The organism is Cedecea neteri, from assembly GCF_000757825.1.
GTDB lineage: Bacteria > Pseudomonadota > Gammaproteobacteria > Enterobacterales > Enterobacteriaceae > Cedecea > Cedecea selenatireducens.
This window is the reverse complement of record NZ_CP009451.1, coordinates 425373-436961: the sequence shown is the minus strand read 5'-3', so window position 1 is coordinate 436961 and position 11589 is coordinate 425373. Positions and strand designations below refer to the sequence as shown.

General features: G+C 53.0%; 14 protein-coding genes. 3 read left to right on the top strand and 11 right to left on the bottom strand.

Going from position 1 to position 11589, the window contains the following annotated elements; all coding sequences use genetic code 11:
- Positions 1–49: 49 nt before the first annotated feature.
- The 4 genes from JT31_RS01990 to JT31_RS01975 form a co-directional block, all read right to left on the bottom strand.
- A complete protein-coding gene (locus tag JT31_RS01990) occupies positions 50–2158 on the bottom strand; it encodes a S9 family peptidase (protein WP_144244016.1) in 2109 nt (702 codons plus the stop codon).
- An 83-nt stretch (positions 2159–2241) separates the two neighbouring features.
- Positions 2242–3030 (bottom strand): TonB family protein, encoded by a 789-nt coding sequence (locus JT31_RS01985; RefSeq protein WP_038472754.1) that lies wholly within the window; start codon positions 3028–3030, stop codon positions 2242–2244.
- 7 nt (positions 3031–3037) lie between these two features.
- Positions 3038–3910 carry a ChaN family lipoprotein gene (locus JT31_RS01980; protein WP_038472751.1) on the bottom strand — a complete coding sequence of 291 codons (873 nt, stop codon included), beginning with the start codon at positions 3908–3910 and terminating at the stop codon, positions 3038–3040.
- A 210-nt stretch (positions 3911–4120) separates the two neighbouring features.
- Entirely contained in the window at positions 4121–4918 is a 798-nt protein-coding gene (locus tag JT31_RS01975; protein ID WP_038472749.1) for an SDR family NAD(P)-dependent oxidoreductase, read from the bottom strand.
- Positions 4919–5035: 117 nt separating this feature from the next.
- On the opposite strand from JT31_RS01975, the gene JT31_RS01970 reads away from it, so the two are divergent.
- The 3 genes from JT31_RS01970 (at position 5036) to JT31_RS01960 (ending at position 7096) form a co-directional block, all read left to right on the top strand.
- Complete coding sequence (locus tag JT31_RS01970; RefSeq protein WP_038472746.1) at positions 5036–5980, top strand: GlxA family transcriptional regulator; 945 nt, start codon at positions 5036–5038, stop codon at positions 5978–5980.
- A gap of 71 nt (positions 5981–6051) precedes the next feature.
- Positions 6052–6591, top strand: coding sequence for a dihydrofolate reductase family protein (locus JT31_RS01965; protein WP_038472743.1), 540 nt, complete (start codon positions 6052–6054; stop codon positions 6589–6591).
- Between the two features lie 112 nt (positions 6592–6703).
- Positions 6704–7096: a tautomerase family protein gene (locus JT31_RS01960; protein ID WP_038472740.1), complete on the top strand. Its 393-nt coding sequence runs from the start codon at positions 6704–6706 to the stop codon at positions 7094–7096.
- Positions 7097–7267: 171 nt separating this feature from the next.
- On the opposite strand, the gene JT31_RS01955 is transcribed toward JT31_RS01960, so the two are convergent.
- The 7 genes from JT31_RS01955 to JT31_RS01930 all read right to left on the bottom strand — a co-directional run bounded on the left by JT31_RS01955 (position 7268) and on the right by JT31_RS01930 (position 11263).
- Positions 7268–8548, bottom strand: a complete 1281-nt coding sequence (locus JT31_RS01955) for a site-specific integrase (protein ID WP_052048947.1) — start codon at positions 8546–8548, stop codon at positions 7268–7270.
- The gene (xisR, locus tag JT31_RS01950) at positions 8548–8760 is read right to left on the bottom strand and encodes an excisionase family protein (protein ID WP_038472738.1); all 213 of its coding nucleotides are present in this window, start codon (positions 8758–8760) and stop codon (positions 8548–8550) included. Before xisR ends, JT31_RS01955 begins: the two co-directional genes overlap by 1 nt.
- Positions 8761–8848: 88 nt before the next feature.
- On the bottom strand, positions 8849–8998 hold the full coding sequence (locus JT31_RS22920) for a DUF1187 family protein (RefSeq protein ID WP_326979647.1): 150 nt from the start codon (positions 8996–8998) through the stop codon (positions 8849–8851).
- 41 nt (positions 8999–9039) lie between these two features.
- A complete protein-coding gene (locus JT31_RS01945) occupies positions 9040–9384 on the bottom strand; it encodes an RrF2 family transcriptional regulator (RefSeq protein ID WP_052048946.1) in 345 nt (114 codons plus the stop codon).
- A gap of 3 nt (positions 9385–9387) precedes the next feature.
- Positions 9388–9831: a hypothetical protein gene (locus tag JT31_RS23630; RefSeq protein ID WP_144244015.1), complete on the bottom strand. Its 444-nt coding sequence runs from the start codon at positions 9829–9831 to the stop codon at positions 9388–9390.
- Positions 9832–9904: 73 nt separating this feature from the next.
- Entirely contained in the window at positions 9905–10810 is a 906-nt protein-coding gene (locus JT31_RS01935; RefSeq protein WP_038472733.1) for a hypothetical protein, read from the bottom strand.
- Positions 10811–10975: 165 nt separating this feature from the next.
- A complete protein-coding gene (locus tag JT31_RS01930; RefSeq protein WP_038472731.1) occupies positions 10976–11263 on the bottom strand; it encodes a hypothetical protein in 288 nt (95 codons plus the stop codon).
- Positions 11264–11589 lie beyond the last annotated feature (326 nt).

The following is an 11589-nucleotide window of genomic DNA, read 5'->3' as shown; positions in this document are numbered from 1 at the left end:
TAATTATGTCGCTTTAACGAACCCTCCCCGATAAGGGAGGGGTTTCCGGTTAGCGCTGTTTATCTGCCTCCAGAATAAAACTGTATTCCAGTGCGGTATTTTCCAGGCGTTTTATTCGGCCTGATTTACCGCCATGTCCGGCCTGCATATCGGTCAGCAGAAGTATTTTGCCGGGGCCTTGCTGGTTTTCCCGCAGCTTAGCGACCCATTTGGCGGGTTCCCAGTACTGCACCTGCGAGTCATTGAGGCCGCTGGTCACAAGCAGATTAGGGTAGTGCGAAGGCTTCACGTTGTCGTACGGGCTCCAGGATTTGAGTCGCAGATAGTCTGCTTTCCGGTGTGGGTTACCCCATTCGTCATATTCGCCCACCGTGAGCGGCAGTGATTCATCCAGCATGGTTGTCACTACATCCACAAACGGCACCTGCGCGACCACGGCGTTAAAGAGGGCCGGCTGCTGGTTGATGACGTTGCCAACCAGCAGGCCGCCCGCGCTTCCGCCCATGGCATAGAGCCTGCCGGCCTGGCCGAAGCCCTGTTTAACCAGGCTATGCGTGGCATCAAGAAAATCGTTGAAGCTGTTCTGTTTGTTCTCCAGTTTCCCCTGCTGATACCACTGCTGGCCCAGCTCGCCGCCGCCGCGCACGTGAACGATAGCAAAGACAAACCCGCGATCCAGCAGGCTCAGGCGGCTGGCGCTGAAGGCCGGATCCATGCTCATTCCGTAAGCGCCATAGCCATACACCAGCAGCGGGCTGTGGCCCGGTTTGAACATTTTTTTGTTATAGACCAGCGAAACGGGCACCTTCACGCCGTCGCGTGCCGTGGTCCAAATCCGTTCGCTATGGTAGTCCTGCGGGTCGGTGTTATTCACCTCCTGCCGTTTAAGCAGGGTACGTTCCCCGCTGGCTAAATCCCATTCGTAAGTGCTGGTTGGGGTCGTCATCGAGGAGTAACCGTAGCGCAGCTTGCCGGACTGTGGGTCCGGGTTGTAGCCGAGCCAGGCCATATAGCTGGCATCATCGAATTTCAGCGTCTGCTCACCGTGGTTCAGCCAGTTAATCTTGCGGATCTGGCTCAGCCCGTCCTGGCGTTCAGACACCACCAGCCAGTCCTTAAACAGGGTGAATCCTTCCACCATTTTTCCCGGTTGAGGCGCGACAACGGGCCGCCATTTGTCACCCGGGGCGTGGCTTTTATACAGCCCGAAATTGGCACTTTCCTGATTCGCGCGCAGGTAGAAATCGTCGCCAAAATGGTCAAGATAATACTCAATTCCGGGGCTGCGAACGGCGAACAGCACCGGCGGCGCTTCCGGCCTGTCGGCATCCAGCAGGCGTACTTCTGACGACGTGCTGGCGCTGAGCGTGATAATCAAATAACGATCGGACGAGGAGCGGGAGAGACCGAGATAAAAGCCGCCATCTTTCTCCTGATAGACTAATTTATCTTCTGCAACCGGCGTTCCTGGCCGGTGCCGCCAGACCTGCGAGGGCACCAGCGTTTGCGGATCGTTGCGCACGTAGAACAGATAGTGACCATCGTTTGACCAGACCATATTCCCGGAGGTGTTGTCGATAGTTTCGGCGAGCCATTTTCCGCTTTGTAAATCACGCAGCGAGAGGCGGTATTGGCGGCTACCGGCGGTGTCTTCCGCGATAGCCATCATCTGGTTATCCTGGCTGACCACCAGGCCGCTTAGCTGATAATAGGCCTGACCTTTGGCGCGTTGATTCCCGTCAACCAGCGTCTGCCATTCCTTTTTACTTCCTGCTGGCTGGCGCTGGCTGACGGCATAATCCTGTCCGGCCAGATAAACATCCTGATAAAGGTAGCCATTGCGCTGGAAGGGGACCGAGCGATTTTCCGGGCTCATCCGCGCGACCATCTCCTGGTACAACTTCTCCGTTAATTCAGCGGCGGGCTGGAGAGCCTGACGGGCATAGTTATTTTCATCTTCCAGGTGACGCAGTACCTTTACGTCACTGCGGCTGTCGTCCCTGAGCCAAAAATAGTTATCCACGCGGATATCGCCATGTTCAATCAGCTGGTGGGGGATTTTTTCCGTAGCGGGTGGCCGGGGCATGTCGGCGGCAGCGCAGCTCGCGTAAAGCGAACAGGCGATGAACAGCGGCGTAGCTTTCCATAGTTTTTCCATAATACGTCCTTAGCGTCAGGCGACAGGGCATCCTGCCGAAATAGTCAGCATAAAAATAAAATCAGGTAGCGGGGAGCGTGGCGCTAGCTTTGGCTCAGCTCCGTCAGGTCAAAGCTTATTGGCATCATCACGCTATAAACGCCTCCCTTTAAGCGTTCGGTGGGTGGTTTGGGCAGCGGCCGGGCGCGCTCTAAAACCTCAATCGCTTCGCGGTCAAGCGAGCGTGTTCCCGACGAGCTGCTCAGCGAACTTCCAATAACCTCTCCCGCAGCGTTCACGGTAAACGTCACGACCGAGATGCCCGTACGGGCGCGTTTGCGGGCGTCAGCAGGGTAGCGTTTAAAGCGGTTAAGATGGCCTTTTACGCGGCTCTCCCAGGAGTCTTCAAGGCTGTTTTGTTTCGCGGCATCGCTGTTGTACGGCGCGGCAATGCGGGATGAAACAACGCTGGCCTGAGGCGCGGCATTGGTCGAGACGGACGCCTGGCTGCTGTCGCTGGTTTGCTCCCTGACGTTGCGCGGCGGACGCGGTTTTTTCTTCTCGCCTTCGGCAGCTTTTTTCTGCCGGGTGACTTCAATCACCGCGTTTTTATCCTCCGGCAGCGGCCTCTGCTGCTTGTCTTCGGCCTGCTGTTTTTCCTCTGCGGCCGCAGACTCCTGCTGTGCAATCCCCACGGGAAGCGGCAGCGGAGATGCCGGTGCTTCGATGTTATCCGACCACTGCAGCATCACGGCGGGTGCAGGCTGTAAGGCAGGCTGCACCTCCGTTGCCTGCCAAATCAGGGCTAAAAAAAGCAGGCCGTGCAGGAGCAAAGAAACGGTAAACCACACGCCTTTTCCGCTTGTCGGATGCGCATAAAATGTATCTGTCATTCCCGGCTTACCGTTTTGCTGCGGCCGGGGCGACAAACCAGACGTAATCAGCCTGAGCCTCGGTGACGTTCATGCCTTTTTCCGCCAGCATCAGCACAACCGGCCGTGATGAAGGGGAGAGATCTTCCATATGCAGCGGAACGCCGAAGCTTTTAGACGCGTGGTAGCCGCCGGCAATCAATAGCGCCGGAGCGGGGGCATTCAGTAATTGTTGCGCCATATAGCGGTCACGCTGCTGCTGAATCGCCAGCATTGACGTCAGTTGTGGGCCTTCAATATTCCCCTCGTGCATCGCAATAATGGTTTCCTTCAGCGCGGCCTGCACGGCAGGGGCCGTCGAAAGTTTGCCTTCAGGGAAACGCGGCTCTTTATAAAGACGCATTATCTCGTCGCGGTTGATATTCGCATTGAGCAGAGGGTAAGGGGCACGCAGCGCCTCGGTGACAACGCCGCCGTACATCTCCCACGGCCAGCCTTTTTGCCAGCTAAGCAGTTCCTGGATACGGCCATCCCGCACCAGCGGGTCTTCCTTCAGCCAGCTTTTAACCCTGGTGACGCGCGGCTGCTGGCCTGCCGTTAGCATCTCCAGCAGCACGCTGCCCTGTGGGCGTTCCCGAGCCAGGTTTTGCATCAGCCAGAGCTCAATCTGATGATGTTCGGCGTTATCGTGTTTTTCGCCGACGATAAGCCGTTGAGCGCCAGCGAGCTTAACCAGCAGCTGCCGATCGGTTAGGGTTTCGCCGCTGTGCAAATCAATGATTTGCCCGCGAGCAATGGCGGCCTGGCTGGCCGCTGGGGGAGTGTGAGTGGTTTGGCTGCAGGCGCTGAGGCCCAGGCTGGCTAACGCTATCAAAGACGCAAGGATCAATTTTTTACGCATATCTTTTGCCCGGAGGTAGCCTTCACTGGCTGTTTATATTGATATCGATGATGTATAGCGGGCGGGATGTTAACAAACAATGCGATCAAATGATACTCATTATCATTTGCATTTAATTAGTAAGGGTATGATATGCGCTGCCGATCTCATTAATCGTAGCGATAATGCCGCCAGAAGGCGGCATCTTGCGGGATAAAATAGCGAGAAAGACTATCTGACGTAACGCGGGGCTGGTTGGGCCGCGCTCAGGCGGGTGCTAACCGCCCGGCGCTCAGCTTCCCAGTTATCCCAGTCGCTGCCTTCCTGCAGCGCAGGTATCGTCACTTTCTCGCCAGCGTCCAGGCCGGCCAGTGAGGCATCGACCATATCTTCGGTGCTCATCACCCAGCTTTGCGGCAGGTTTTCATGGCCGCCGACGCCGGTGATGTTCCAGAAGTTCGTGGCGGTTGCGCCCGGCAGCACGGCCTGAACACGCACGCCTGAACCCGTCAGTTCATGCTGCAAAGAGTGGCTCAATGCCAGCACAAAAGCTTTGCTGGCGCCGTAAACGCCGTTCAGCAATTCAGGCGCGATGGCCACAATCGAGGCGATATTGATGATGGTGCCGTGCTTCCGGGCTGCCATTGCCGGGGCAGCGGCATAGGTCAGACGAGTAAGCGCCGTCACGTTCAGGTCGATCATCGCCGTCATTTCGTCCACGTTGGCTTCCAGAATGCTTTCCTTCGAGCCAAAACCGGCGTTGTTAACCAGCAGCGAAATCGACTCATCGTCTTTGAGCCGCGTTTCCAGCTGCAGCAGCTCCGTCGCGTTGCCGAGATCGGCGGTAACTATCTGGACTGACCGGCCGCTTTCCTGGCGGAGACGTTCGGCAACCTGGTTTAGGCGGTCAGTATTACGGGCGACCAGAATCAGATCATAGCCGCGTTTAGCGAGACGGTCCGCATAGACTGCGCCGATGCCGCCGGATGCGCCTGTGACCAGGGCGGTGCCTTTAGATGCGTTGCTCATTGTGTGACTCCTGCAGAAGGGATGGGTTAACGAACGCAACATTAACACTGGCTTTTTACGTCTCAAATGTCATATAACCGTCTTTTTATGACATTATTAAATGCGGCGGTGCTCATCATGCAGAAAGTAGGTTTTGTCGTGACTCCCGGTTATTCGACCATGGGCTTTGCCGTCATTACGGCGTTTGAAGTCGCTAACCTGATGGCGGAAGCACCGGTTTATGAGCTGCATTTGCTGTCAGAGCACGGCGGCAGGGTGCAAACGTCGGCTGGGTTTGACGTAATGACCGAGTCAATGGCCGATACGCAGTACGATCTCCTGCTGTTTGGCGCCACTATGGAGCAGGCTTCTGCCGCGACCATCGAGTTTGTGCGCCAGGCTGCGGCCTATGCTCGCCGCGTGGCCGCCGCCTGCCTGGGGACATTTTTATTGGCGGAAGCCGGGTTGCTGGAGGGCAGGCGAGCTACCACGCACTGGATGTATGCGCGCGATCTACAGCAGCGTTTTCCCGGAATAAGCGTGGAAGAAGACAAGATTTTTATTTGCGACGGGCCTTACTGGACTTCGGCAGGCATGACGGCGGCTATCGATCTGGCTTTGGCGCTGATTGAGGACGATCTTGGGCCTGACATCGCCCGCACCATTGCCCGTAAACTGGTGCTCTACCATCGCCGTTCCGGCGGCCAGTCACAGTTTTCCTCACTGCTTGAGCTGGAGCCTAAATCGGACCGCATTCAGAAAGTGATGACTTACGCCCGTGCCCATCTGGAAAACGCGCTCAGCGTTGAGGAACTGGCCGCGGTGGCCAGTTTATCACCCCGGCAGTTTAGCCGCAGCTTTCAGGCAGAAACCGGGCAGTCACCCGCTCGTGCGATAGAGTATTTGCGCCTTGAGTCCGCCCGCATGCTGCTTGAAACCAGCGCCCGTTCTATCGACGAAGTTGCCCGGCAAACCGGGTTTGGCGAGCGGGACAGAATGCGCCGGGCGTTTCTTCGTGCCTACGGCCAGCCGCCGCAGGTTATACGCCGCCAGGCACGGGGCGATGAAGAACTGCAAGCCTAAAACTGGCAGTGGCGAGGTATTTTTATCCCTGTATTATCAGGCGCATAATTGTCTGACTGAGAGGGAAAAGGATGGCGAACATCGTTTATTACGTGGCGGCCACGCTGGATGGTTACATTGCCGACAGCCACCACAAGCTCGACTGGCTCATGACCTTCCATCTGGGGGATGACGCAACGCCATACGATGAGTTTTATCAGACAGTCGGCGCGGTGATTATGGGGGCGGAAACCTACACCTGGATTCTCGAAAACTCTCCGGAAGGCTGGCCTTATGCCGACGTTCCGGCATTTATCGTCACGCATCGTTCGCTCTCCATTCCTGAGGGGAAAAACATCACCCTGGTGCAGGATACGGCCTCCGTAATTGCGGCACAGGCTCGCACAGCCGCCAAAGGCAAAGATGTCTGGCTGGTTGGCGGAGGCAAAACCGCCGCCCTGTTTGCAGCAGCCGGCGAGCTGCAGCGCCTGTTTATCACCCAGATTCCCGTGGTTATCGGGGCGGGGATACCGTTGTTACCGGTGAGTAAACCGTTGAGCCTCAGGCCAGTCACGCAGAAGGTGCTGAAAAGTGGGGCTGTTGAGATGGTTTGTGATGTGGTGGTGGGATAAAAAAACGATGTATGCGCAAGTCATCATTTTGGTTACAGCACGAAACAGTTTTCAGGCTATCTATTAGAATGGAAGACAGTAGACTCCTTTGACTATCCTGAGGAGTCTGACCATGCCCGTATTTACTGTTACGCTGCGAAGCACCGGTACTTTAGATAAAAAAAGAATTTCGGCCGCCATTCACGCCGCCACGATTACCACCGGCTACCCCCATAACGATCTGTTCCAGCGCTTTATAAGCCTCGACGATGACTCGCTTTATGTGGACCCAACTTATCCTGACCTGGAATCCCCGCGTAGCGCTAACTTCGTGCTGATTGAGGCGGTACTCTCCTCTGGTTCTCCTGATGCCCGTAAGCATCTGCTCCTTGAGTCTCTGGTTCACGAACTTGGCCTGATCGGAGTAGACAGCAACGATCTGATGGTGCTTTTCAGTGAGATCGATCGCCTGAACAGTTCATTCGGCGGGGGCAGAAGAGCCTCACCTGTCTCTATGTCACAATAAGGCCGGGCGAGTACATCAACGCCCTCGTGATTCGGGGGCGTTTATCGTTGCGCAGGCATTCTTTTATCTCAATTCATTGATAATTATATAAAACATTAAAATATCAATAACCTAAAAATTACGGTACTATACCCCCCTACAGTAAAGTAAACCATCCTTAACCACCTGTTTTTATTTGGTATTTTTCGTTATTTTTTTATTCGGGGGCACTGTGGGGGCAACACCTAATTTCTGATTTAGCATGCTGACCTGCTCACCATCGAACTCCTTGATCCACGACGAATAAACACGAAAAACCATTTCAGCATCTTCATGCCCGAGCTGGCTGGCAATAAACGACGGGTTTGCGCCGACGGATAAAGCCCAGCAGGCGAAGGTATGTCGGGATTGATAAGGCGTCCTCCGGCGGATGCCAGATTTTTTTATTGCGGCATCCCAGCGATCGGCGATTGACTGAGGCGTAAAAAATTTGCCTGGCATGTTACGTGATAAGCCAGAGACAAAGACAAATCTATGCTGCTGCAGTTCGCTTTTACCGTACTCTCTGAATTGCTGGCGGATCTCCACTGGTGGTAAATTCCCCGTTAATAAAAATTGTGCTCGCAGGGCATCGAGAGCTGGAGAGAGCAGAGTGATTACCCGGTCGCCGGCCAGCGTTTTTGGCGGAACAAAATCACCCAGGCTTGTCAGGTTCCTGCAGATGTGAAGCGTGCCTTTTTCAAAATCCACATCAGCCCACGACAGCGCGGCGAGCTCCCCATGCCGCGGACCGGCGTTGATGGCCAGTTGCCACATATTCCGGTCCTGCCCGGCGTTAGCCAGCATCATTGCGGCATATTCATCACGCAGTAGCGGATCGGGTTTAGTACGGGCCTTGTGTAATTTGGTGACGTGCTCAAAGGGCTTGCTACGTATAAATTTGCTGCGGTAAGCAAACCGCAGGATCTGGCAGACTAGCGAGATATAGTCATTGACGGTGTTAACGCTCCGGCCAGTTCTATTCCGTTTACTTCCTTCCTTATAAAATGTCTCTCCCCTCAATAATTTCTTCCTGTACTGCATCATGTCGCTGTGCGTGATCTTATCGATGGGCGTTCTCTCGCCAATGATGATAGCTATGCTTTTAAGCTGGGCCTTCATCCTGGCCATCGTATTTTTGTAAACCTCTTCCTCTTTGGCATCCATCCACAATTCAACAAGCTCTCCCCACGAACGAGCTACCCGGGCCGAAGTGAATTTTTTAACTGAACTGGACTCGGGGAAGCGCAGGGTATAATCAAACTCGCCAAGCTGGATCTCACTGACAATGACTGCTCGAAGATTTCCCGCCTTTTTGATGTTAGAGCTGCTCACGGTCCAGCCTTTCAGTACTTCACGGCAGCGGATGCCGCGATAAGTAAAAGAAATGCGGATCTTGCCGTTGTGCAGTTCAACACCTGTCGGGAACACCATTACAACTCCTCTATAAGTTGGTTGATTTGCGAAAGGTTGTACCAGAGCAATCCTCTTTTAGTTTTGCCGCCGGTAACGGACTGCCGCTTGTAGTGAATCCCTTCGATCCAGACCCCATCACGAAGAGCTTTGATCTGCCGCTCACTTAAACCTGTGCGTCCAGTGAGGGCAGCAGCGACCATCCATTTATCGTTGAAAATGACCTGTGGCATGTAAAACCTCAGAACGGCTTACACAATACTGTGGGAGTCGATTTGAAAATGATTATTGAAAATCAGGCGCCAGTGCGGCGCCCTGGTATTATTTTTTGGTCTTTGCCGATTGCTTTATGCAGACGCAGTTAAATTTTGAGACGGTTACTTTTTCCTCAGAGGTTCTCCCGGCTTCTTTGCTTCGCGATAACATCTTTTCGCACTGCTCTCGCGTGAGCCTTTTCTCGGAAAAGCGCATCCAGTCCACAGGACCTCCGCCCGGCTTTTTCACTACTGCAGTTATTTTGTACACGACCGTCTCGCCAATAAATCACTGACAGCAACATCCTTCAGGCGCCGGTGTATCTCATCAAAGAGTCCGTAACCCCGGCGCTTTGTTTCGGTACCCACAGCATCAAAAATATCACCGACAGTGATTTGTTCCAGTGAACGAGTTAGCGCATAACCCCCTGTCTTTCCCCTGATTGAAGTGATAAGGCCTGCATGCCGAAGTACTGTCGCTGTGTGTTCCATATTGCTTAGAGAAGAACCAGTGTTATGGGCGATTTTGGCCACGGATTTGTTTTCGCCAGCGAGGTGGATCAGGAAGGCGAGGGCAACATCGTGTCTGCTTGAAATTATCATCAGCTATGCCTCCTCTTGATCCAGTGTTTCGGCCAGATGTAGTGCCATCGATGACAGTTCATCAAAGCTGGTAGCATGCGCTGGGTTGGCGCACAGTCCCTGCACGGCGGCCAGCATCAGCTGCTGCTTGAAAGATAAGGCAGTAGATGGCACCGGTTTATCAAGCGGTGGCAAATCCGCCGGATCTGGTGCCGGGCCTTTGTTACTTTGAATAGCTTCTTTACGCCAAAAGATTATGTCTTCCATTGCTATCTTCTGACGCACCGAAACATCATTGCTCCAACGTTCAAGCAATGTTGTCGCTACGCAGTGAATTTCTTCATCAGAAAAATCAGGAGAAAGCAGAAACTCTGCTGATTCAATATCTGAAATGAGAAGGGGATAAATTTCAGATATTGTTTGGCCTGCGCGTAAAAGAAGATCCTCCGCGCCGTCCTGGTCAATCACATCAGTCTGGCCTGATAAAAGCTCGTTTAACAGGAAACAAATCTCTACCTGGCGGGGGCTAAGCTCTTTGCGGCTATCTGCAGGTGCAGCAGGCTGGGGTATTGATTAGCTCTTCAACACTGAACACTGTTCTGCCGGGTTTTTCTTCGGCGTCAGCCTGCAATGATGCATCACTTAGCTCTTTGGCTTTTCGCGCCTCTGTAAGCTGTAGAAACTCGACTTTAGTGATCTCCACGCATCCACCAGCGCACAGCTCATTGAGTTTATCCAGGGTAAAGAGGTCACCGAATTCGTCGGTGTCAGGGCGTTTGTAGTAAAACGGGGCTTTGCGTTCCACTCCCTCGCGTTTCTCGACGGGTGCGTTATTCCAGACGTCAAAGTACTTTTTGAACACCGGCCATTGGCTCCCGGTCGGGATGTTGGTGCGAACGGCAGTAATGAGTTGCAGGGCTTTCTCTTCGTAGAGCGCCAGAATCCACGGCGAGCGGGATATAGCCTCGGCAAGTTCTTTTGCGTAACTGCTTTCGGTATCGTTAACAAGATCTAAGGCCTGGCCATATTCATGCTTCGTTATGTGAGACGTACGGCTGAATAGAGCGAGAAGGGCGGAGCGGACATCAGCCGGCAATTTAGACACCTCTATAAATTCAGGATCGGGACTACTTTTTTTCGTGCCGGCTGGCGGGTTTACAGGTTCCATATCTTTCAGCTCTTTATTCCAACGCACACCGCGCTCGAAAAAGTCACCGATGAACTCGTTAAGCGGGCCACGTGGTAGGCCGGGGCGATCTTCGAAAACCTTCACAGCAAAGTAGTGCTCTGACAAATCCAGATGCTGCTTGATGAATTCTGCCTCAATCAGTACTGCCGCGGCCTTCGGATTCGGAGCCTCGATGGCGATAACCAAATGCTCGAGATTAAGTTCTTTCTCTTTCCCTTTTTTCGGCTCTTTATAGCCGCCAAAAACTTTATCACTCACGATTAGTATCCTTTTATTTATAATTCATTCTGGAACGATGGAATTTGCGAAGATTCATTTTTGCCTGTTGGCGCTCTGCTGCCTTGCGCGCGCAGTCATCATCACAATAAAAAACAGTGTGTCTTTGCTTATATCCTTCCCGTCGCTCTATTTTCGTTTCGTCGTTTAATGGCTTGAGGCAATTTGAACAGTGTGACATTCTCTGTTTCTGCTCCTGAATAACAACTGCATGCCAATTTCCGCTTCCCGAATGAGGTGCCATATACGGCCAATCTCTTCTAATGCATCTGCGTGAGAGTTGAATGATTCATGAATTATCGCGCCGGGGAAAATGACTGTTACTTCTTGGTTTTCCTCAAGGCGTGTATAAGCGAATACAGATTCATCAACTATTACTTCGGCAACTTCTGGTGAGATTAAATTAACTGAACATTGATTTATATTGAAGTTCATTGTACATCCTTCATGAAATGGTTATGGGTATCCCCGCCAAATTAATGGTGTGACTTTATGTTCTGTATTTATTAGTCTCTGATGTTAATGAGAAAACTCAGTAGCAGAGAACCGATGAAAATCAGTAATGCGAATGACATCGTTATCAGTAATGAAATGATTAATATGACTAGAGTGAATAAGTCCATGTTCGGCCTTGTTAAACTCCCCTAGTGGATCCCCATGACTGTCTAAGAGGATTTCTACAAACACGTCCCTGATCACCGCGCTGTCACGGAGGGTGGAAATTACCAATTTTCCACGAGTGTTAGCGGATGCTTTCCAGG

Excerpts from the sequence above, each read along its gene's own strand:
- JT31_RS01970 (WP_038472746.1), top strand. The coding sequence starts at position 5,036 with ATGCAGAAAGTAGGTTTTGTCGTGACTCCCGGTTATTCGACCATGGGC.
- JT31_RS01945 (WP_052048946.1), bottom strand. The coding sequence starts at position 9,384 with ATGATAATTTCAAGCAGACACGATGTTGCCCTCGCCTTCCTGATCCAC.
- JT31_RS01975 (WP_038472749.1), bottom strand. The coding sequence starts at position 4,918 with ATGAGCAACGCATCTAAAGGCACCGCCCTGGTCACAGGCGCATCCGGC.
- JT31_RS01985 (WP_038472754.1), bottom strand. The coding sequence starts at position 3,030 with ATGACAGATACATTTTATGCGCATCCGACAAGCGGAAAAGGCGTGTGG.
- JT31_RS01965 (WP_038472743.1), top strand. The coding sequence starts at position 6,052 with ATGGCGAACATCGTTTATTACGTGGCGGCCACGCTGGATGGTTACATT.
- JT31_RS01930 (WP_038472731.1), bottom strand. The coding sequence starts at position 11,263 with ATGAACTTCAATATAAATCAATGTTCAGTTAATTTAATCTCACCAGAA.
- JT31_RS01955 (WP_052048947.1), bottom strand. The coding sequence starts at position 8,548 with ATGGTGTTCCCGACAGGTGTTGAACTGCACAACGGCAAGATCCGCATT.
- JT31_RS01990 (WP_144244016.1), bottom strand. The coding sequence starts at position 2,158 with ATGGAAAAACTATGGAAAGCTACGCCGCTGTTCATCGCCTGTTCGCTT.
- JT31_RS22920 (WP_326979647.1), bottom strand. The coding sequence starts at position 8,998 with ATGCGCTTTTCCGAGAAAAGGCTCACGCGAGAGCAGTGCGAAAAGATG.
- xisR (WP_038472738.1), bottom strand. The coding sequence starts at position 8,760 with ATGCCACAGGTCATTTTCAACGATAAATGGATGGTCGCTGCTGCCCTC.
- JT31_RS01980 (WP_038472751.1), bottom strand. The coding sequence starts at position 3,910 with ATGCGTAAAAAATTGATCCTTGCGTCTTTGATAGCGTTAGCCAGCCTG.
- JT31_RS01960 (WP_038472740.1), top strand. The coding sequence starts at position 6,704 with ATGCCCGTATTTACTGTTACGCTGCGAAGCACCGGTACTTTAGATAAA.